This is a genomic window from Providencia huaxiensis (genome assembly GCF_002843235.3).
Taxonomy (GTDB): Bacteria; Pseudomonadota; Gammaproteobacteria; order Enterobacterales; family Enterobacteriaceae; genus Providencia; species Providencia huaxiensis.
The window spans coordinates 991,922-1,013,523 of sequence record NZ_CP031123.2 but is presented as its reverse complement, the minus strand read 5'-3'; the positions used below and the strand labels follow the sequence as shown (position 1 = coordinate 1,013,523).

Genomic DNA, 21,602 nt, shown 5'->3' with positions numbered 1-21,602 from the left:
ATTGGAATGAATATCATTTACACTAAATACTGCACATTTAATTTATAGGTTATTGATAATATGGAAGAAAGTAACTTACTATTACAACTGAATAACATTGGCTATAGTATTGAGCAAAAAACAATTCTTGATAATGTGCAGATTAACTTACAGGCAGGCGACTTTAAGCTGATTACGGGCCCTTCTGGCTGTGGTAAAAGTACCTTATTAAAAATAGTGGCCTCGTTAATTTCCCCCACTCAAGGAACAATCAAGTTTCAAGGGAAAGATATCACTACCATCCTCCCAGAGACGTATCGTCAGCAGGTTTCATACTGTACTCAAACGCCTACTTTATTTGGGCAAACCGTGTATGACAACCTCGTTTTTCCGTATCAAATCCGAAAATTGCCATTTAATAAAGACAAAGTCATCAGTGATTTACAGCTGTTTTCTCTGCATCCTTCTATTTTAGAGAAAGGGATCAATGAGCTCTCTGGAGGGGAAAAACAGCGAGTGTCACTTATTCGAAACTTACAATTTCTTCCGCAAGTCTTGCTATTAGATGAAATCACCAGTGCCCTAGATGAAGAAAATAAAATTAAAGTGAACGAATTTATTCATCATTTAGCAAGTGACAAAAAAATAGGGGTGCTATGGGTAACTCATGACCAAGATGAAATCGCTCATACCAATGAAATTATTACGCTTCCTGTTCACCACACCGAATCATAGGATACCACTGTGCATCAACCAACGATTTCCAATGAATCACTAACCTTTTCTATCCTGTTAGTCCTAGTGGCTATTTTTATTAGCCATAAAGAAAAACTGTCCCTTGAAAAAGATATTATCTGGAGTACTTGCCGAGCGATTATTCAACTGTTGATCGCAGGCTATATTCTAACATACATATTTAGAGTGGATCACGAATTGCTCACGATTGCATTGGTGATGTTTATTTGCGTCAATGCCGCGTGGAACGCTAAGAAAAGAAGTAAATATATTGATAAAATTTATGTTACCGCATTAATAGCCATTAGCTCTGGTACATTTCTTACATTGTTAATTCTGATATTAACCAATGCCATCGCATTTACGCCTATGCAGGTCATTCCTATAACGGGAATGATTGCGGGTAACGCCATGATTGCTGTAGGGCTATGCTTTAATAACCTTGGTCAACGGTTTTCAAGCCAGCAACAACAAATTCAAGAAATGTTAAGTTTGGGGGCGCCCCCAAAAATTGCTTCCGCATCTATAATTCGCGACAGTATTCGTGCATCACTGATCCCAACGGTGGACTCAGCCAAAACAGTCGGAATTGTCAGCTTACCGGGTATGATGTCAGGGCTGATTTTTGCTGGAGTTGACCCGTTACAAGCCGTTAAGTACCAGATTATGGTGACTTTTATGCTGTTAGGCACAGCCAGCCTTTCGACCATACTAGCTGGGTATATGACCTATACAAAATTCTATAACCAACGCCACCAATTATTGGTTACAACACTGAATAAATAATGACCTCCCACCGCTTATTGGTCATCAACGATAAGCGGTACTTTCTTAATATCACCCTTTGACCACCCCCACAGGTAGCACTTCAATTAATTGTGCTTTGCTATTTTCATTATCTATCAACTTAAAAATATGATTTAGCATCGTTGGCACATCCTGTTTGACCATTTCGATGTCATTACCTAAAAGTGCAACAAAGGGATCCCAGTCAAAACAGCCTAAATGAGGTTGGTGCGAACCGATATACCCCTTTTTACCTAACCAATCAATAACCCCTTCTAATGAAATGGTTGAATTAATAAATAAACCGCATTTCACTATTTTCTGTGGATCATTACTATTCTGTTCAAAAAACTGAGAAAGCGCTTTTTCTGCTTTTTCGGGGGCATAACCACAAGCCAAAATATTTTCTTGTGGAACCGTGATACCTTTTTCATTATGTGCATCAATAAACCCACGAATACGTTCACGTGTATTGTGGTCATGTTCACGACCACCAATGAAAATTAAGGCTTCATTTATTGATGTTTGAGGCTTATTTTTACTTAAAATACGTTGAGTTAAATTTTTTGCACCAAGATAGTTATCTGAAATAACCGAAGGCGCCAACGAGCCCGGTAAGTCTAAATTTAAGGTTGAAACCCCCGAAGCTTGGCAAATTTCGGTAATTTTATCTGGATTCGTTGCCCCCGTTGAAATCAACCAATCCACCTGATAAGAGATCATTGCGCGCGCGGCTTCTATTTCTAACTCAGGGTCACGTCGCGTGCAGGTAATGATTGGAAACAGCCCTCTTTCACGCGCCATTTCCTCAAAATGTTCGACAATAGAGCCAAAGTAGCGGTTGTCATATTTCGGGACTAACATACCGATTATTTTGGATTTATTACTGCGCAACAAGCTAGCTTGCTTATTGACTGCATAATTTTGTTCTTCGGCGATGCGGATCACTTTTTCAGCAAGCTGTGCACTAATTCGCCTTTTTTGCCAATTACCATTAAGTATTGCACTCACTGCACTCGCTGAAACTCCGGCTAATTCAGCAAGGTCATAGATCGTTGTTTTCTTATTTTGTCTGATCTTTGTCACAGATTCTCATCTCCATTTTTTACTAGCTTGACACCAAAGTCGAAAAGTCGCAATACTGCTACATCGATTGAGCAACATTGAAATTGATGATGCCTGAGTTGATAGACTGCAAAATAAATACTATCAACCATCGCATGTAGCCACCTATCCATCCCTGTGACTCATTGCTGTTTCATTAATTTCAGACGCTTTTTATTCTTACATTTCGCTAAAATATCCGATTGGAGTAAATTATGGCCATTTCTATTGAGAACAAAGTCGCAGCAATTACCGGAGCTGCTTCAGGTATCGGTCTTGAATGTGCACGTACACTAATTAAAGCAGGCGCAAAAGTCGTTTTAATTGACCGCGCAGAAGAGCGATTAAACCAACTTGTTGAAGAATTAGGTGAAAACGCGATCCCATTAGTTGTCGACCTAATGAAACCAGAACAAGTTGATGGAATGTTAGATGCCATCTTACAAAAAGCTGGCCGTTTAGATATTTTCCATGCTAACGCCGGTGCCTATATTGGTGGCCCTGTTGCTGAGGGTGACCCAGATGTGTGGGATAAGGTATTAAATTTAAACATTAATGCGGCTTTCCGTTGTGTCCGCGCGGTGTTACCTCATTTTATTGCCCAAAAATCCGGTGATGTATTATTCACCAGTTCAATTGCTGGTGTTGTCCCCGTGATCTGGGAACCGATTTACACCGCATCAAAATTTGCTGTTCAAGCCTTCGTCCATTCAACGCGCCGCCAAGTCTCTGAACATGGTGTTCGTGTTGGTGCAGTATTACCCGGCCCTGTTGTCACTGCCTTACTCGATGATTGGCCAAAAGAAAAAATGGAAGAAGCCTTAGCAAATGGTAGCTTAATGCAACCGATTGAAGTCGCTGAAGCCGTATTATTTATGTTAACTCGCCCACGCAATGTCACTATTCGTGACCTTGTTATTGTGCCAAACAGTGTTGATCTCTAACTTGTCATCTCGCAATTCATTGCAGTTAGCACCTTGGAGGGAAAATGAATAATTTACATACACAAATAAAAGATAACGATAAAGTCGTTATTGGTATCGATGTTGGCACAGGCAGTGCTCGCGCAGGTGTCTTTGACATGTCAGGCAATATGTTAGCCTCTGCCAAACGTGATATTACGCTATTTCGTGACAATGCCAATTTTGCAGAGCAATCAAGTAACGAAATTTGGGAAGCTGTTTGTTATTGTGTCAAGCAAGCAATAGCATCATCAACAGTAAAACCACAACAAGTTGCAGGTATTGGCTTTGATGCAACCTGCTCACTGGTTGTCATTGGTTCAGATAAACAGCCTATTACTGTTAGCCCATCGAATGACCCTGAGCGCAACATTATTGTGTGGATGGACCACCGTGCGACAGAGCAAGCTGAGCGCATTAATCAATTAAAACACCCTGTTCTAAATTATGTTGGCGGTAAGATTTCGCCTGAAATGGAAACGCCTAAGATTTTATGGCTAAAAGAAAATTTACGTCAATCCTATGATAACGCATGGCAATTTTTTGATTTAGCCGATTTTTTAACATGGAAATCGACTAACTCCTTAGCTCGCTCAACCTGTACTGTCACCTGCAAGTGGACATATCTTGCCCATGAGAAACGCTGGGATGAGGATTACTTTCAACAGATTGGTTTATCTGAACTAGCAGATGAGAATTTCGCACGTATTGGCCAGCTTATTGTGGAACCAGGAACGCCTTGTGGTGAAGGCTTAACTGAAGCCGCGGCCCAACAAATGGGCTTGCTAGCAGGAACTCCTGTCGCCGCTGGTATGATAGATGCTCACGCAGGCGGTATTGGTACTGTTGGCGTTAATGGCGATGCAACCGCCAATATGGCATATGTATTTGGTACCTCTTCATGCACAATGACAACCACCAAAGAACCTGTATTTATACCGGGTGTATGGGGGCCCTATTTCAGTGCAATGGTACCGGGTATGTGGCTAAATGAAGGTGGCCAAAGTGCGGCTGGCGCAGCAATTGACCAGCTACTTTCCTTGCATCCCGCTTTTGCACAAGCAAAACTCACGGCAAAAGAGCAAGGTAAACCTTTGCCTGTTATGTTAGCGGATTTAGTATTAGAAAAAGCATCTTCACCATCACAGTCTGTTGAGCTAGCTGAAAAAATACACGTAGTTCCTGAGTTTTTAGGGAACCGAGCACCTTTTGCCGACCCTCATGCCAGAGCCGTCATTGCTGGATTAACCATGGATAACAGCATGGAAAATTTACTTTCTTTCTATGTTGCTGGTGTGTGTGGAATTGGCTATGGATTACGACAAATCATTGAAGCACAAGCAAATTCTGGTGCTGCGATTGAAAATATTGTTGTCAGTGGCGGTGCTGGTCAACACCCGTTGATCCGCCAGCTACTTGCTGATGCGTGTGGTGTCCCAGTGATTTCAACACAAGCCAGTGAGCCTGTATTGCTTGGCTCTGCAATCCTTGGAGCAGTTGCAGGGAAAGTCTGTGAGGATGTCGCACAGGCTATGGATCAATTTAGTGCGATTGACTTAACCTACCAAGCAAATAACGCTTATAAGACTCGTCATGATGCAAGATTCGCCTCTTTCTTGCATTTGCAACAATGCGCTAGAGAGTTAAAAGGTTAATCACGTAGATACAACTCTCAAGCCATATTTAGACTAAAGAAAGCCGTAAACCGGCTTTCTTTATTAAAACGCGTATGACCTATCAAGGTTAATTCAATAAGAAGATGGGCGTTATAACTCACTTTTAAAAGCAATATCTTGTCCATAGCGAATCAACCATTTCCTTTGGCATCAAATCGTAATCTCCCTCAACCATTGGAATAGACAAGGATACTTTCCCTTGTTTATCACTATACGCTTTCATAATGAATTTTTTATACCCTTCTAACCTTGCATTTTTAATTCGAAACACTTCACCACAGACATAACCTAACTCCCCCTTATCCGTAGTTTGACGAATAAAATTATATTTCACATTTCTAAATGAAGCAGACTCTGGGAAAGATAAATAGTCTTCAACACTACTCTTTGCCATTTTCACAAGATCAGGTTTAGGGGAGTAGTTCAATGTCACTCCTAATATAAAAGAGCTCCCAGCTAACAATAAAATTGTGAGCAACTTTATGATATTCATATTCTTAAGCTCTCATTTATTCAATAACAAACCAGTTGACCAAAATGACCTAAAAATTTTGCCCCAAGAATAGACTTAAATAGTTACCTTGAGTCAATTGTAAGTAAATAATAATTTTTTTAATAATGGCTAACCCTATCTATATAAGAATACCTTATTAGATGACCTGTTTTTTCTAATTATCACCCTCGATAGCTGCCACCAACAGAGTAAAAAACACAATTAGTTTTATATAACCATCCGTATTTATACTTTACTTCACGCACCAAGAGAGTAAAAACGTCAATATTAAACTATGAATATAAATAGTACTTAAAACATTAACTGTTTCAATTTGAATTTTTTAACTAAAAAAAATTATTTTACCAAAAACAGAAAACAATAATAAGATTTAAGTGTTCATTATAATTTAACAAAAATGAGAAAAAATATGTAATAAAACAATTCAACTTAATAATAGTTATGTCGAAATATTAATTAACTCACTTAGTGGGTGTTTTAACTCAATAAAAGCGTAAGTTTGAATTAATTAATAATTTATTCGTTATTTTCAAGTAAGTGCCCATTGGCCTACTCTCGCAGCCAAAAACAAAAAAATACTTTAAATTCAATTAAATGAAAATATTCACATTGATTTAAATTATCTTCCATCTTTATTCTTAACGTCTCGTTATCTTGCATTTTTTTTAGAATGAATTAGCCAAATTGCCGCTTTCCCTTAAGCGCAATAGATTTTAACCAATTGATTAATAAAAACAAAATAACAAACAAATCAATTACTAAAATGTTAATTTTTTGATATTAAAAAGTTAATCATAATAGACAAACCCAAAAAACATAAGAATTCCTAACAATATCTATATAGTAATTTACCATTAGACTCTTATATATACCTACTTTTTCCCAATTTTTGATATATCCCACCAAATCAAATTACAGAATATTCCTAGAAAGAATTGCTTCTTTTAGCCAATACATAAAATTATCCGGCTAAATTTGACAAAATATTTTTTCCATCTCATGTAGCATTGCTTTCCAAAGAAAAGGGTAAACCATGACAAATATTCAATTACTATTACTTGCAACTAATAACATCAAAAACAACACAGAGCTAAGCCACTCTCAAGAGTCTTATGTATATCAATTTTACTATGCTAATATCGTCGGTCATTTCGATAGCATTCAAAAATTCCTTACCGTATTTAAACAGCAGACGAGTGCAACATTAGATACATCACAACAATTAACTGAGCAGCGGCAGCAGATATACTCAACAGTTGAGTATTATTTAGGCATAGCTGAAAAACGCTATATTGAAAGGAAAAAAATACTAGCCAATTAACTTATCATTACAGTTGGAAAGGCCTACAAACTAAATGAGGCCTTTTATCGAAAATTTTTCTGTTAAGTATTTATTGCTCTTGTAGCTCTAATTCAGCAACTATAGGTAGGTGGTCACTAACATTTGACCATTGAAACTCTTTACTATCCGTTGGGATTTCCATTTTTTTCACATCCCAAACTTGGCCTTTAAATGTAAAAATATGGTCAATATCAATGGCTGGGTTCACCGCTGGCCAACTACGATAATCAACACCTTTTAACTCAACTGGGTTCCACATATAACGAATTTCTTGGATAGGCTGTTCATTAGCTGTTGAATTAAAATCTCCCGCTAATATTTTTATTGAGGCCGCAATATTATCAAATCCCGTATCCGTGTCCCCAATACTCGCATCTAAAATATGGCGCACTTGCCCAATGCGAATGGTTGGATCTTTCTGCCAATCAAGGTGTGTACCCATTACAATGATTGGCGCATCAAAGCCTGGTTTTGATATCTGGGATATTAATACAACACGTTGTTCTGCATCACCAGAGGGTAAATTAATCACTTTAGACTTATCGATTTTATATTTTGATAAAATTCCCACACCGTACTCTCCACCATCAAAATCCAGAGCCTTACCAAAAGCAAAATCCATCTTATTGGCTTTAGCTATTTCTTCTAGCTGGTGAACTTTTTTACTGCGAGCTGTTTTGTTATCAATTTCAGTTAAAACAATCACATCCGCATCTATTTTTGCAATCGCTTTATTCAGCCCATCAAGGTCACTGACATCTGATGCCAACTCATTTTTACCAATGTTATAAGTGGCTACTTTAATGGTTGGTTTGTCTGAAGTGTAAACTTTATTCGGTGTTCCCCCATCCTGTACCTTCAGAATTTCAGAACCCGTCATCGTAGCCATCGCACCACAAGAAAATAAAATTGCGCTGGAGATAGCTGTTTTTAGTAATTTCATAATTTTCCCCTGTTAATATCTAATACGGCAAAAATAGTGCAAGCATTCAATAAAATCCTAGCTGAACCGAATTCATCTACCTGCAGTTTTCATACATTAACAGAGAATAAAAAAGATATAGTGACCAAGCCGACAATCTTATTTCGAGAGAAAAAAAAACCACTTTTCAGCCCCCGAAATAGTGAGCAAATGCACCATTATTTACTAAGGACAAGCAAGATATTCAAAAAAACGTGATCAATAACGATAAATTAAATTTAAGCACTTTGCCTTGCTTCAAATTTATAGGGGAAAACAACCCCTTCTTTACGTTCAATGAAATCACAATCGGCATCAGCAAGCCATTTTTGTAATCTTTTCGCTGTCTCTCTAGCCATTTTACTATAATCAATCCGTACTGAAGTCAGTGATGGGTGGATGTGATCACAATTTGAAGAGCCTTCGACGCAGGCAATTGCTAACATTTTAGGTATCTGAATTAAACGCCTTTGGCACTCAAAAATGACACCAAGCGCGATCATTTCATGGCTACAAATCACCGCTTCAAGCTCAGGTTGGCGGGTCAGCATCTCACTAATTGCTTGGCGACCAAAGTCCATCGTTGCAACATACGGAGTTGTAATACTTTGGTCTGCACTTTGGTTATACGCCAGCATTGCTCGGTTCCAGCCACTTAGTTGCTGACTTTGCATTTTGCTGTCCATTTGAGCACCAATATAACCTATCTTCTTATACCCTTTTTGTAACATATAGTTGGTTAAAAAATTAACCGCGTCTCCAACATTACTTTTGATATTCAACGTGACTGGATGATTAGATTCTCCCGCAACACTGACCACAGGGATATCTAAATTCTTCAAATAATTCGAAACGCTTTCTGAGTTTATCGCCCCAAAAACAATCAAAGCTGCGGGGTTGCTCTGTAATAGTGTTGATAAGACCTCAGACTCTTTTTTTTGCTGGTAATCATGGCTACCAATAACGACTTGATAACTATTTTTGTTCAGCGCTTCTTGTAAAGATTGCAGAAAAACTGAACTAGCATGATCACGCAAAGACGGAATTAAAACAGCAACAGTACGGCTTTGGCCTGAAGCTAAAATACCTGCCGCTGAATTAGGTATATAACCAAGCTCTTCAACTGCAGCATTAATTTTTTCACGTAACTTATCGGATACTAATTCAGGTGTGCGCAAAGCCCTAGATACCGTCATGGATCCAACACCTGCGTATTTTGCGACATCCTGCAATGTGACTCGCCCTGTATTTTTTCTTTTTCGTATTTTTTGCATGTAATACTTTTACTTAGCCTAAACTATTATTAACCCTAAGATATTCAGATCTTTGGTGGCCATTTACCCTGTACTTTTACTTTTTCTCGTGTTTTCAAACTAATACATTAAAAACAGCCAATATGATTGTCTTAAATCTAAAGAAACAGTAAAAATCACCAACTCGGGTTAACTTACCACAGGTTGAATTTGTTAATCAGCCGACAAGTGTACTCATTTCATATTTGTTCGCTATATTTTCTTAAAATGATAGCGCTATCACGAAAATGAAATATTCAACTAGATAGCGCTACCATAGAGCACTACTATTCATTCAACCATTACAAAGATAATAATTTCACTCTACCAGGAGCAACCCGATGCTAACGACATTACTGACCCCTAACGTCATTCAAGTCGTCGACAGTGCCAGTAATTGGCAAGAAGCGATAAAAATCGCCTGTAACCCATTAATTAATAATAAATTCATCGAACCGAGATATATTGATGCAATAATTCAATCACACGAAAAAATTGGCCCTTACTATGTATTAGGCCCTGGTATTGCCATGCCTCACGCACGCCCAGAAGACGGAGTAAACCAACTATCTCTTGGACTAACCGTTATTAAGCAAGGCGTTGAGTTTGGTTCCGAAGGCAATGACCCAATCAGATTATTAATTGTATTGGCAGCAACTGATAGCAATAGCCATATTGGTGCTATCGCAAAATTAGCTGAACTATTTGATAATCAAGAAGATGTAGATAACATCATGCAATCAGAAAACGTCGATGACATTCTAAAAATCATCGCTAAATACGAATAAACTCAATATTAAGGTAAACATTATGAAAATTACTGTTGTTTGTGGGAATGGTTTAGGTACCAGTCTGATGATGGAAATGAGCATCAAAAATATCTTGAAAGACTTGCAAGTTAACGCTGATGTTGACCATGTCGATTTAGGATCTGCAAAAGGCACTGTGAGTGACATCTTTGTTGGGACAAGCGATATTGCAGAACAATTAGTTGCACAACAAGTTGGTGGCGAAATCGTTGCTCTCGAAAATATGATTGATAAAGTAGCAATGAAAGAACGCCTGACTGTTGCTTTACAAAAACTTGGTGCAATGTAAGCGGAGGCACTATGTCATTTTTTCGTTTTCTGATGCAGGATGTTTTATCTGAGCCAGCCATTCTTGTGGGTTTAATCGCACTTATTGGTTTGATCGCGCAGAAAAAACCAGTAACTGAATGTATTAAAGGCACCATCAAAACCATCATGGGTTTTGTGATCTTAGGTGCTGGTGCTGGATTAGTTGTCAGCTCGCTAGGTGATTTTTCAGCTATTTTCCAACATGCTTTTGGTATTAATGGTGTGGTACCAAATAACGAAGCTATTGTTTCTATTGCACAAAAAAGCTTCGGTCGTGAAATGGCCATGATCATGTTCTTTGCGATGCTAATCAATATCTTGATTGCCCGCTTAACGCCTTGGAAATTTATTTTCCTCACAGGGCATCATACTTTATTCATGTCCATGATGATTGCGGTTATCTTAGCCACCGCGGGAATGGAAGGTACACTATTAGTCACTGTTGGCTCACTGATTGTTGGCTTTTGTATGGTATTTTTCCCAGCCATTGCCCACCCTTACATGAAAAAAGTGACGGGTTCAGATGATGTTGCGATTGGCCATTTCTCAACGATTTCTTATGTCCTAGCAGGGTTCATTGGAAGCAAATTCGGTAATAAAGAACATTCAACAGAAGATATGAATGTCCCGAAAAGCTTACTATTTTTGAGAGATACACCTGTCGCTATCTCTTTCACCATGTTCATTATTTTTATCATTACATGCTTATTCGCAGGCGGTGATTTCGTTCGCGAAGTCAGTGGTGGTAAGAATTGGTTCATGTTCTCATTAATGCAATCTATTACATTTGCTGCGGGCGTATACATTATCCTGCAAGGTGTGCGTATGGTTATTGCAGAAATCGTCCCTGCATTTAAAGGTATTTCTGACAAATTAGTCCCTAACGCAAAACCTGCTTTAGACTGCCCAGTGGTCTTCCCATATGCACCAAACGCAGTATTAGTCGGCTTTTTAAGTAGTTTTGCTGCGGGTGTTTTGGGAATGTTCGTTCTATATGCATTAAATATGACGGTTATTATTCCAGGCGTTGTCCCCCATTTCTTCGTAGGTGCAGCTGCTGGTGTATTTGGTAATGCAACAGGCGGTCGTCGTGGCGCTATCTTGGGTGCATTCGCTCAAGGACTATTGATTACCTTCCTACCCGTATTCCTGTTACCTGTTCTTGGGGATATTGGTATTGCTAATACTACATTCAGTGACGCTGACTTTGGCGCAATCGGAATTCTATTAGGTATTATCGTCCGCTAAAACAGAACTCCCCATGGCAAATTTGCTAGCGGGGAGTTTTTTTACAGCTACCCTACTTTCCCAACCAAGCAGCATCCCTAAATAAGAATTCCTGTAATAAAATCAAATCATCCGGTGTCACGTGGATCATACCTTCACCAGGAACATCAATTTCAGCAATCATAAATAGAGCCAACGTGGTTAATGAAGGCAATATGAGTATCAACCAATTTTTCCCTTTTGTTCCGCGTATATTGTAGCCAATAAGGATATTTGAACAGATAGCAAAAAAGATCAGTAAAAACCAAGTGGCATTTGGAATTTGGTGTCGCCAACTTGCCATCGTCTTTTGTTGAGAAAGATAAAGGTCACTAAATGCACTTAATACAGAAGCCACAATCGGGTTTGGTGTTTGGCTGGCTTCCTTTACTGCTATTTCCCACAACTGGCTTTGCTTCTCCAAAGAAGTCATCCGCCATTGGTTATTTTCGTCACTGATACCCGACTTAAAAAACTCAATCCGAGCTTCCAAATATTGTTGAATAAGCTGTAAGGCTTTACTTCTATCATCTGTACTCAATAGCTGTGCTCGCTGGTATGCTGTACCAATAGCAATAGCTTCATTTTCTTCTGTTTGTTGGCGGTTGTTATAACCATTAATCGAAATTGATAAAACAAACCCTATCAATAAACCCAATAAAGATAAAATCGCCCCTAAAATAATTTTAGCTTCATCATCTGTCGCTTCTTCGTGGGCTGATTTACGCTTGAAAATATATTTACCGACATAAGCGGAAATAACTAACAAGATAAATGTGATCACAAATAAAAGAATGGAATCGATTGGAGAGTCATTGATCAACTCAGAAATATTGAACATTGCATTAGCTCATAAAGTTTATTTACTAATGATATAGCACAAGAACAATACAATTATCTAGGCAGTACTATTTTTTTACTAAATTTCAGATAATAACAGCAATTAGGTATCATAATACGACACCCAATTAGCTAACAATAAAGCACAAACTCACTAATGCAGTACTCCCCTCCCCTAAATTGATTATCTATAGATATTTTCATTACAATATTTCTAAATAACCGTTAATTTTCATGATTAAATCAGGTGAGTTTTCATCCAATATATCAATATTATGCCGTTTAAATAGTGCGGCACAAACACCCATGCCAACTTTTAAATTACCATCAAACTGGCCACTATAGATATGCTGACTACCGCACGAGGGGCTATTGCTTTTAAGTACAACTAATCGCACATTCATTAGTTGGATTTTTTCTAATGCAATATGCGCACCGCGAATAAACTCCTGCGTGACATCGACATTATCGCTACCGACCACACTAGCTCGACCAGCGAGTACATCATCACCATTTCCCCCCATTATTTCTGCCGATGCTCTTGGTGTTGGTAACCCACCAAAAACTTCAGGGCAAATACTGATGACCAGACCATCCTCATAGAGTTCTTTCAAAGGGGTATATAATTGATGCTTCCCATCATATCTTACACAATACCCTAATAAACAAGCGCTTACCGCAATCATGACCAATCCTATTACTATTAGTAGTTCTAACTCTTTAAGGCGTTTCGCACGATTATATTAGACTATAAGTTCACAAAATACTTCGCGCTAATAGTGCTCGTAAAATAAATAAAACAAGAAATTAATCCCTAGTAGATATATCCACCTGAGTTAGAAAAATGAGTTATTTGCTATCGCAGCTCCAGATTATGTCATCGTTCCTTGAGATAAAGATAAAAATTAATATATTCAAATAAACCAGAATAACCACATAAAAGTATAATGAGTATGATTTGTATTGCTTTGTGTCGTTTATTTTTCAATACTAATACATAACCAAATATTAATAAGGCTTCAATATGTATATTAAAAAATTTATATTTGCTTTTTCATTAATTACTTTTGGGGCAGTATCTCAAGCCCAAGTTATTAATAATAATAATCCTTTAAAATATAGGCAGTTCAAAACAGATTACGCTACGATGCTTGAACTCGCGAATAAAGAACGCTTACCTTGGAGAGTCTTCTATGAAAGTCCTAGCGAAGGCGCCAATGCCGAATGGTTTGATGCCGTAAAGCAGGGAGATTTAGATAAAGTAAAACAAATGGTTACTGAGGGGCAAGATATAGAAGCCAAAGACACAGGTAGCTTAGACCAAACAGCTCTGGGATGGGCTGCTTTTATTGGCGATGAAGCAATGGTTGATTATCTTATATCGCAAAATGCAAATCTTTGGGCTACCGATACAGGTGACGTATATAACGTACTAAAATCAGCGGTGCTTGGTAATAATGTCAATGTTGTAAAAAAAGTCCATCAGCTAATGAAAAATGAAGTAGATTTGAATAATCAACAAATTGAAAGTGATGGTGAAACATTAGTCATGATAGCTGCGAGTAATAATAGAATGGAAACGGTTAAATACTTATTATCGCAAGGTGCAGATATTAACCGAAGTACAACGACTGATGATGTGACCATGTTTTCTTATGACCAAAGTGCATTAACTTATGCATGTAAGAATAATCTTCCAGAAATGCAAAAATTCCTTATTGATAACGGCGCGTTGAATCATCGTACAGGTAAACCATCTTGTGATTAATTTATAGAAAAATTGGGTGTACCATTCTATAAATTAAATGGCCTGATTCCGGTTGAATATCGAAATCAGGCCATACAACCCGCTGACTAACAGTACACAACTTTGTGTGTGTCACTTCAAGCTTAATAGAACGGGTTTTAAATACAGTAATTATTTTAATTAATATTACTGGCTATTACGCATATCCATAATCATTTTACCATCGTAATCTGCACCAACAACAATATTAGGTACCTCACCTTTATATTTGTGTGCTTTAATTTGTTCAATCTCTAACTGTTTCCAATTAATCATTTCACGGGTAATAGTACGTTGCAATATTGCATTAGCTTCAGCTTCTTTCTGTGCAGCATACAATTTTGCATCAGCTTCTTGGCGCATAGCAAATGAGCTTGCTTGTGCATTACGCTCTCTAGCGATGGCTTGTTGTTCCGCAGACTCTCTCTCCGCTTCAGCAATAACAACCTTCTTCTGAGCTAATTCACGCTCTTTTTCTGCCTCCGCTTTTGCTTGGTTAATTTGCTCTTGACGCATTTTAGTATTAACCACTTGCTCTTGAACAACTTCAGGCAAAGTAATATCTTGGATCATGATTTCTTTTATTGTATAGCCATAAGGGGAAGCGTAACCTTGAATAGCATCACGAATAGATTCTTGTAATTTTCTTTGTGTATCTGCAGTATAAAGATCTTGCGCATTAGCGACATCTTTACCAAATTCCAAAATAGTTGAAATCAATTTTTGGCGTACATATTTATCTAAAGCTTCACTTTCGGTACCACCATTAATACGTAATACCGGAGCTTTAGCACCATCAAACTGAAGCATCACTGTAATATCAACAATAGATTTTAATTTATCTTGAGAAGGTACTCTAAGTTCTTTAAGTGATACACGGATATCTTTTGTCGAGTATGTATCAAACGTTGTAAACGGGTTAATTGGAAAATGTAAACCTGCATCATAGGCAACTGGATCAACTTTTCCTAAAAATGTTCCCACCTTAACCGAGCCATCTTGTACAATAGTGTATGAATTAATACCTACGAGACCAATAACTAGAAGTAATGCAGCGCCAACAACCAATTTAATCATTGATTTAAATTGCATGAGTTAATCCCTATCAAATTAATAATTATAGTAAAGCGCCTTATTGTCACCACTTATTTTCTAACTACAAGTCTAACATTCCTAAATTTGAAAGCACTAAATCTGTTGTTTCTATTTTGGTAAAAATGAATCGCTGAGCCATTACAGATAATTTTGTTATAAACCTAGTTTTATCCTTTTAAATTATTAATGCTTATTTTCAATCATAAAACACATGTATGATTATTTATAATCACTATCTCGTTCATTTTAAATAACATTAACCTCATCAAAAAACCAAATTTATATTATTTTAAACCAATATAATAATGAAAATCAGAGTATAATTTCAATTAATGGTAAATGGAATTATTGCGATCTTGATCACTGTTGTTTTTAATTGATTAAATATAATCATTGTGACTAAAATAAATCATGGCGGAGAAAACCATGCAAATAAAAAAATCGATTGAACGTATACCTGGTGGCATGATGGTTGTGCCATTAGTACTCGGTGCCCTAATCAACACCTTTGCTCCTCAAGCCCTCGAAATCGGTGGCTTTACAACATCACTGTTTAAAAATGGTGCCCCTGCTCTTATTGGTGCATTCTTGCTTTGTATGGGTGCAGGAATTAGTTTTAAAGCGGCGCCACAAGCTTTATTACAAGGAGGTACAATTACCTTAACAAAACTAGTCGTTGCGATTGCTCTTGGTCTAGGCGTCGATTATCTCTTTGGAATGGAAGGGATTTTTGGTTTAACTGGTGTTGCAATTATTGCAGCAATGAGCAATTCAAATGGTGGCTTATATGCCGCTTTAGTTGGGGAGTTTGGTAATAAACGAGACGTTGGTGCTATCTCAATTTTATCTCTTAATGATGGGCCTTTCTTTACCATGATTGCGCTAGGCGCAGCTGGTATGGCAAATATCCCTTTAATGGCATTAGTTGCGGTTCTTGTTCCGTTAATTGTTGGCATGATCTTAGGAAATCTAGACCCACATATGCGCGATTTTCTAACAAAAGGTGGGCCAATATTAATTCCTTTCTTCGCTTTTGCACTAGGCGCAGGGATCAACTTAGAAATGCTATTACAAGGTGGACTCGCAGGTATCTTGCTCGGTGTGCTGACTACGTTTGTTGGCGGCTGGTTTAATATTCGAGCAGACCGTCTAGTAGGAGGTTCAGGTATCGCAGGCGCTGCAGCCTCAAGTACCGCAGGAAATGCAGTGGCAACACCACTCGCTATCGCACAAGCCGACCCATCCTTAGAGGCTATTGCGCTTTCTGCGGCTCCTTTGATTGCTGCATCCGTGATCACCACCGCTATTCTAACCCCTATCCTGACCTCTTGGGTTGCTAAACGTCAACAAGCAAGACATCCCCAACAAACTGAAGAGTAAGGAGGTATTTATGAAACTATTAGTTATTGCGGATGACTTTACAGGGGCAAATGATACCGGTGTTCAATTTGCTAAAAAGCATGCGCGCACAGAGATACTTCTTGATAATACACAAAAACATTCTTGGTTTGCTGATGTCGTTGTGCTTAATACAGAAAGTCGCGCATTAAATGCACAAGTTGCTTCAGAAAACCTACGAAATAGCCTGAAACCATTTTTATCTCAGAAGGATAAACCTGTCATTTATAAAAAAATTGACTCAACATTTCGCGGTAATATCGGGGCAGAAATAGAGACAATTATGTCAGAAACAGGCTTAAAACTTGCTATTGTTGCCGCAGCTATTCCTGCGGCAGGACGTGTAACGTTAAATGGTGAATGTCTCGTTCATGGAAAAGCACTTATTGAAACTGAATTTGCTTCTGACCCTAAAACACCAATAGTTTCATCACGTATCCAAACTATTCTCCATCAGCAGACTACCCTGCCCGTTATTGAAGTGAATCTAGACCAAATACGTTCAGGGCGATTCGCAACATGGTTACAAGCACAAGAGCCAACGCAAGGCAGTATCATCGTCATGGACGCTGAAAATGATGAAGATTTAGCACTAATTGCTGAAGCCGTATTTTCAATAGATCAACCTTGCCTACTCGTTGGAGCTGCGGGCTTTGCAAATGCATTGCCTGAGAATATTTTCATGGATAAAAAGCAAGGGCTACCGTTATTTATTGTCGCTGGCTCAATGAGCAGCGCAACAATTGAACAGGTAAACTATGCACAAACACATTGTGATGCCAGTGTCATTGATGTTGATGTCACACAAGTACTTGCAGCCACTACACAAGATAACTACATGACTGCGCTCATCAAAGAAATTAGTCAAACATTAAACCAACAAAAACACACCATCATACGAACCAGCCGAGATGTGCAAGATAGGCATCATATTGATGACCTATGCAATACCTACGGTATGACTCGTAATGAATTGGGGAAAAATATCAGCGACTTTATTAGTTTGCTGACCTTAAATACGCTGTCTGTTGCCAGCATCGGGGGACTTTTTTTAACAGGTGGAGATATTGCGATTGCGGTTGCCAATACTTTGGGAGCAAAAGGTTATCGAATTCAATCTGAGGTGCTGCCATGTATACCTTGCGGCACTTTTATTGACAGTGAAATTGATGACTTACCCGTGATCACCAAAGCGGGAGGGTTTGGTCAAATAACCACTTTATGCGAAGCCATCAAATATATTGAGGAAATTTATTGTGAAAAATAATGTTGTTGCTATTACCATGGGAGATCCTGCAGGTATTGGCCCAGAAATTATCGTCAAATCCCTTGCAGAAGGTGAACTGGCAGGAGCCTCTGCCGTTGTTATCGGTTGTGCATCAACAATGCAGCGATTAATTAAATCAGGGGTAGTTCCTCAGATAAAAATCAATGTGATACAAAATATCAAAGAAGCTCAATTTTCAGCGGATACCATCAATATTATTGATGAACCCCTAGCCGACCCTAGCGCACTTATTGCGGGGAAAGTCCAAGCTCAAGCTGGTGACTTAGCATTTCGTTGTATTAAACGTGCGACTGAACTAGCTCTCGCAGGTGAAGTGAAAGCGATTGCCACTGCACCTTTAAATAAAGAAGCATTGCACCTTGCTGGGCACAACTACCCAGGCCACACTGAACTACTTGCCCAGCTAACCAATACCAAAGATTATGCCATGGTGCTTTATACCGAAAAATTAAAAGTCATCCATGTCACAACACATATTGCATTGCGTAAATTTTTAGATACATTAAATAGCGAGCGTATCATAACCGTGTCTCGTATCGCATCAGACTTTTTAAAACGCGTTGGCTATGAAAAACCACGTATTGCGATCGCAGGCGTTAATCCTCATGCTGGGGAAAATGGTTTATTTGGTGATGAAGAAATCGTATATTTACAACCAGCTATAGAACAGGTAAGGTCTGAAGGTATTAATGTTTATGGCCCTTGTCCTCCAGATACTGTATTTTTACAAGCCTATCAAGGGCAATATGATATGGTTGTTGCCATGTATCACGACCAGGGTCATATTCCTTTGAAATTATTAGGTTTTTATGATGGTGTTAATATCACTGCGGGTCTTCCGTTCTTGCGCACTTCAGCCGATCACGGAACCGCATTTGATATTGCTTGGACGGGTAAAGCAAATCCTGAAAGTATGGCCATCTCACTTAAACTTGCGATGAATGTAGTATAACTAATGAGCACAATGGATAGATTAGATTTAATACTTGAGTATCTTAAACAACATAACCTCGTCACTGTTGAGGAACTAGTACAAGCATTATCCGTGTCAGCGGCCACTATCCGGCGTGATCTCATTAAACTTGATGAAACTGGGGTTATCTCTCGCACGCATGGCGGTGTAACCCTAAACCGTTTCATTCCTGTTCAGCCCACTACGTCCGAAAAAAACCAGCGTAATCTAAGAGAGAAACGGGCTATTGCGAAAGCGGCAGCCCGTTTAATTGAACCAGGTAGCACGGTTCTACTTGATGCAGGAACAACCATGCTTGAGCTAGCGCGAGAGCTCACTCATATGCCCCTGCGTGTTATCACCTCTGACCTCCATATTGCCCTTTTTCTTTCTGAATTCAAACAAATTGAAGTCACAATTGTTGGTGGAAGAATTGACGATAGTAGCCAATCTTGTATTGGTGAGCATGGGCGTGTTTTATTACGTAGCATTTATCCTGATATCGCATTCATTAGTTGTAACTCTTGGAGTTTAGAAAAAGGAATTACAACACCAACAGAAGAAAAAGCAGGTCTAAAACGTGATCTAATAACAAATGCTACACGCTCTGTTATGCTTGCTGATAGTAGTAAATATGGTAAATGGTCATTATTTCGTGTCGCTCAAATAGACGAATTGACAGATATTATTACAGATAACCAACTTCCACTCGATATTCAGCAAGAATTTATAGATTTTTGTCGTACTAATCTAATATTGGTTTCCACAAATGCCACTTAATGCTATTGAGCTTGATTTCTTTATAAAATAAAGTAGCGCAACCTTCCAACTAAACCGCACCAAACATTGCATTTCATCTGACAACAAAATATGTAAGGAACCCCCATGAGCGAACTGAGATTAGCTTATAACAATTTATCACCTGAAGCTTATAAAGGGCTTATTTAATGCAAAAATGCATTGGATAAAAGCGGGTTAGGTAAAGAACTAATAGAGCTTGTTTATTTAAGAGTTTCACAAATCAATGGCTGTGCATTTTGCCTAGATATGCATGCAAGCTCATTAGGTTCAAATGGTGTCAGTAACAAAAAAATAGACACACTCGCTGGCTGGCAGGTTAGTCATCATTTTAATTCATTAGAGCGCGCTGCATTAGCTTGGACCGAAGCTGTCGTTAATATAGCTACCAGCAATACATCAGATGCTCTCTTTAATGAATTAAAACACCATTTTTCTGATGAACAAATTTCTGATTTAACTATCGCTATTAGTTTAATGAGTGCGTTTAACCGTATAGCAGTAGCATTGAGACAATAGTAAAAATTAATCTAAAAAAAGCCTGTTACCTTTATGGTAACAAGCTTATAAAGTCTATTTTTAACGCTATTTTTCTTCATCACGTAATGTTAAAACTTCGTATCCATCTTTAGTGACTAATACCGTATGTTCGGATTGTGCAGATAATTTTTTATCTCTAGTTACGACCGTCCAGCCATCTTTCTTTGTTTTAATTTTCATTCCACCTTGGTTAATCATTGGCTCTATCGTAAATGTCATTCCTTCTTTTAATTCAACCCCTTTTCCTCGTACGCCATAATGAAGAACCTGTGGATCTTCATGCATTTCACGCCCAATACCATGCCCACAATATTCGCGCACAACACTATAACCTTTAGATTCTGCATAATGTTGAATAGCAGAACCAATATCACCTAGCGTTGCGCCTGGTTTAACTTGCTTTATACCTTCCCACATAGCAGCATAAGTATCTTTGACCAATTTACGTGCCAGTGGTGAAGCTTCAGGCATCACATACATTTTACTTGAATCAGCAATAAAACCGTTTTTTTCTAGCGTAATATCTACATTAATAATGTCTTTTGTTTTTAAAATTTCATCTGTTTTTGGAACACCATGGCAAACAACTTCATTTAACGATGTATTCAAAACATATTGGTAGCCATATTGGCCTTTACTCGCAGGCCTTGCTTCTAGCTCATTAACAATATAGCTTTCAACTTTATCATTAATTTCCATCGTGGAAATACCCGGTACGATAAATGAATCCAACATTTTGAAAACACTAGCCAAAAGTCGTCCAGACTCACGCATCAGTTCAATTTCTTCTGCTGTTTTAATTGTAATATTATTCATGAACCTTTCCTTTTAATTCAATTGACTCTTTCTCTAACATTTCATTGATTAACATAGTAAATGTCTTACTCGGGTTTAGTTCAGCTTGCATACCAATTTTAATCCAAAATTCTGCCTGTGAATTAATTGAACGGGACATAACCTGGCTCGCATGGCGTAGATAATCATGCAGTTCATCTGAAATTTTTACGATACCCAAAATAACCTCAACAATATGATATGTATACAAACCATGTATAGATCATATAACAGGAGGATGATGATTCAAAGTACTCAAGTTTTGCATAGCACAAAGCGCATGAAAAACAGCCTACAAACAACACCACTAAGTTGCTTAAGTTGAATCCGCCGTCA

22 protein-coding genes and 1 pseudogene are annotated in these 21,602 nt (G+C 38.2%); 14 read left to right on the top strand and 9 right to left on the bottom strand.

Annotated features, from left to right (window positions below; translation table 11 throughout):
• Positions 1-60: 60 nt before the first annotated feature.
• Together fetA and fetB are read left to right on the top strand one after the other, a co-directional pair.
• Positions 61-714: an iron efflux ABC transporter ATP-binding subunit FetA gene (fetA, locus tag CYG50_RS06060; protein ID WP_102139245.1), complete on the top strand. Its 654-nt coding sequence runs from the start codon at positions 61-63 to the stop codon at positions 712-714.
• Between the two features lie 9 nt (positions 715-723).
• Positions 724-1,500, top strand: coding sequence for an iron efflux ABC transporter permease subunit FetB (fetB, locus tag CYG50_RS06055; protein WP_102139246.1), 777 nt, complete (start codon positions 724-726; stop codon positions 1,498-1,500).
• Between the two features lie 51 nt (positions 1,501-1,551).
• Here the strand turns inward: fetB and CYG50_RS06050 are convergent, their stop codons facing one another.
• Complete coding sequence (locus CYG50_RS06050; protein ID WP_102139247.1) at positions 1,552-2,586, bottom strand: LacI family DNA-binding transcriptional regulator; 1,035 nt, start codon at positions 2,584-2,586, stop codon at positions 1,552-1,554.
• A 233-nt stretch (positions 2,587-2,819) separates the two neighbouring features.
• Between CYG50_RS06050 and CYG50_RS06045 the strand changes: the two genes are divergently transcribed.
• Positions 2,820-3,548: an SDR family oxidoreductase gene (locus CYG50_RS06045; RefSeq protein WP_102139248.1), complete on the top strand. Its 729-nt coding sequence runs from the start codon at positions 2,820-2,822 to the stop codon at positions 3,546-3,548.
• A gap of 65 nt (positions 3,549-3,613) precedes the next feature.
• Positions 3,614-5,221, top strand: coding sequence for an FGGY-family carbohydrate kinase (locus tag CYG50_RS06040; protein WP_238706852.1), 1,608 nt, complete (start codon positions 3,614-3,616; stop codon positions 5,219-5,221).
• A 124-nt stretch (positions 5,222-5,345) separates the two neighbouring features.
• On the opposite strand, the gene CYG50_RS06035 is transcribed toward CYG50_RS06040, so the two are convergent.
• Positions 5,346-5,675, bottom strand: coding sequence for a hypothetical protein (locus tag CYG50_RS06035; protein WP_229597600.1), 330 nt, complete (start codon positions 5,673-5,675; stop codon positions 5,346-5,348).
• Positions 5,676-6,789: 1,114 nt separating this feature from the next.
• On the opposite strand from CYG50_RS06035, the gene CYG50_RS06030 reads away from it, so the two are divergent.
• A complete protein-coding gene (locus CYG50_RS06030) occupies positions 6,790-7,077 on the top strand; it encodes a hypothetical protein (RefSeq protein ID WP_102139251.1) in 288 nt (95 codons plus the stop codon).
• A gap of 70 nt (positions 7,078-7,147) precedes the next feature.
• Here CYG50_RS06030 and CYG50_RS06025 read toward each other — a convergent pair whose 3' ends face one another.
• The gene (locus CYG50_RS06025; protein ID WP_102139252.1) at positions 7,148-8,041 is read right to left on the bottom strand and encodes an endonuclease/exonuclease/phosphatase family protein; all 894 of its coding nucleotides are present in this window, start codon (positions 8,039-8,041) and stop codon (positions 7,148-7,150) included.
• A gap of 257 nt (positions 8,042-8,298) precedes the next feature.
• Positions 8,299-9,333, bottom strand: coding sequence for a LacI family DNA-binding transcriptional regulator (locus CYG50_RS06020; RefSeq protein WP_102139253.1), 1,035 nt, complete (start codon positions 9,331-9,333; stop codon positions 8,299-8,301).
• A gap of 359 nt (positions 9,334-9,692) precedes the next feature.
• Here CYG50_RS06020 and CYG50_RS06015 point away from each other — a divergent pair, with 359 nt between their 5' ends.
• From CYG50_RS06015 to ulaA, 3 genes are read left to right on the top strand one after another with little or no spacing between them, the layout of a single operon-like run.
• Positions 9,693-10,139: a PTS sugar transporter subunit IIA gene (locus tag CYG50_RS06015; RefSeq protein WP_102139254.1), complete on the top strand. Its 447-nt coding sequence runs from the start codon at positions 9,693-9,695 to the stop codon at positions 10,137-10,139.
• A gap of 22 nt (positions 10,140-10,161) precedes the next feature.
• Positions 10,162-10,449: a PTS sugar transporter subunit IIB gene (locus tag CYG50_RS06010; RefSeq protein WP_102139255.1), complete on the top strand. Its 288-nt coding sequence runs from the start codon at positions 10,162-10,164 to the stop codon at positions 10,447-10,449.
• Positions 10,450-10,460: 11 nt separating this feature from the next.
• A complete protein-coding gene (gene ulaA / locus CYG50_RS06005) occupies positions 10,461-11,717 on the top strand; it encodes a PTS ascorbate transporter subunit IIC (RefSeq protein ID WP_036958647.1) in 1,257 nt (418 codons plus the stop codon).
• Between the two features lie 52 nt (positions 11,718-11,769).
• Here ulaA and CYG50_RS06000 read toward each other — a convergent pair whose 3' ends face one another.
• Both CYG50_RS06000 and CYG50_RS05995 read right to left on the bottom strand, forming a co-directional pair.
• Positions 11,770-12,576, bottom strand: coding sequence for a bestrophin-like domain (locus tag CYG50_RS06000; protein WP_102139256.1), 807 nt, complete (start codon positions 12,574-12,576; stop codon positions 11,770-11,772).
• Positions 12,577-12,778: 202 nt separating this feature from the next.
• Positions 12,779-13,261, bottom strand: a complete 483-nt coding sequence (locus tag CYG50_RS05995; protein ID WP_102139257.1) for a 2-thiouracil desulfurase family protein — start codon at positions 13,259-13,261, stop codon at positions 12,779-12,781.
• A 338-nt stretch (positions 13,262-13,599) separates the two neighbouring features.
• Here CYG50_RS05995 and CYG50_RS05990 point away from each other — a divergent pair, with 338 nt between their 5' ends.
• On the top strand, positions 13,600-14,343 hold the full coding sequence (locus CYG50_RS05990) for an ankyrin repeat domain-containing protein (RefSeq protein ID WP_102139258.1): 744 nt from the start codon (positions 13,600-13,602) through the stop codon (positions 14,341-14,343).
• A gap of 165 nt (positions 14,344-14,508) precedes the next feature.
• Here CYG50_RS05990 and CYG50_RS05985 read toward each other — a convergent pair whose 3' ends face one another.
• Entirely contained in the window at positions 14,509-15,453 is a 945-nt protein-coding gene (locus CYG50_RS05985) for an SPFH domain-containing protein (protein ID WP_004263460.1), read from the bottom strand.
• Positions 15,454-15,882: 429 nt separating this feature from the next.
• On the opposite strand from CYG50_RS05985, the gene CYG50_RS05980 reads away from it, so the two are divergent.
• The 5 genes and pseudogenes from CYG50_RS05980 to CYG50_RS05960 all read left to right on the top strand — a co-directional run bounded on the left by CYG50_RS05980 (position 15,883) and on the right by CYG50_RS05960 (position 20,411).
• Positions 15,883-16,836 (top strand): 2-keto-3-deoxygluconate permease 1, encoded by a 954-nt coding sequence (locus CYG50_RS05980; RefSeq protein WP_096863928.1) that lies wholly within the window; start codon positions 15,883-15,885, stop codon positions 16,834-16,836.
• A gap of 10 nt (positions 16,837-16,846) precedes the next feature.
• Entirely contained in the window at positions 16,847-18,121 is a 1,275-nt protein-coding gene (dtnK, locus tag CYG50_RS05975) for a D-threonate kinase (RefSeq protein ID WP_102139259.1), read from the top strand.
• Between the two features lie 16 nt (positions 18,122-18,137).
• A complete protein-coding gene (locus CYG50_RS05970) occupies positions 18,138-19,094 on the top strand; it encodes a D-threonate 4-phosphate dehydrogenase (RefSeq protein ID WP_036958696.1) in 957 nt (318 codons plus the stop codon).
• 3 nt (positions 19,095-19,097) lie between these two features.
• Positions 19,098-19,874: a DeoR/GlpR family DNA-binding transcription regulator gene (locus tag CYG50_RS05965; RefSeq protein ID WP_375373109.1), complete on the top strand. Its 777-nt coding sequence runs from the start codon at positions 19,098-19,100 to the stop codon at positions 19,872-19,874.
• A 105-nt stretch (positions 19,875-19,979) separates the two neighbouring features.
• Positions 19,980-20,411 (top strand): annotated as a pseudogene (locus CYG50_RS05960) (carboxymuconolactone decarboxylase family protein).
• Between the two features lie 66 nt (positions 20,412-20,477).
• On the opposite strand, the gene map reads toward CYG50_RS05960, so the two are convergent.
• Both map and CYG50_RS05950 read right to left on the bottom strand, forming a co-directional pair.
• Positions 20,478-21,248, bottom strand: coding sequence for a type I methionyl aminopeptidase (gene map / locus CYG50_RS05955; protein WP_102139261.1), 771 nt, complete (start codon positions 21,246-21,248; stop codon positions 20,478-20,480).
• On the bottom strand, positions 21,241-21,447 hold the full coding sequence (locus tag CYG50_RS05950; RefSeq protein ID WP_102139262.1) for a ParD-like family protein: 207 nt from the start codon (positions 21,445-21,447) through the stop codon (positions 21,241-21,243). Before CYG50_RS05950 ends, map begins: the two co-directional genes overlap by 8 nt.
• Positions 21,448-21,602: the final 155 nt, after the last annotated feature.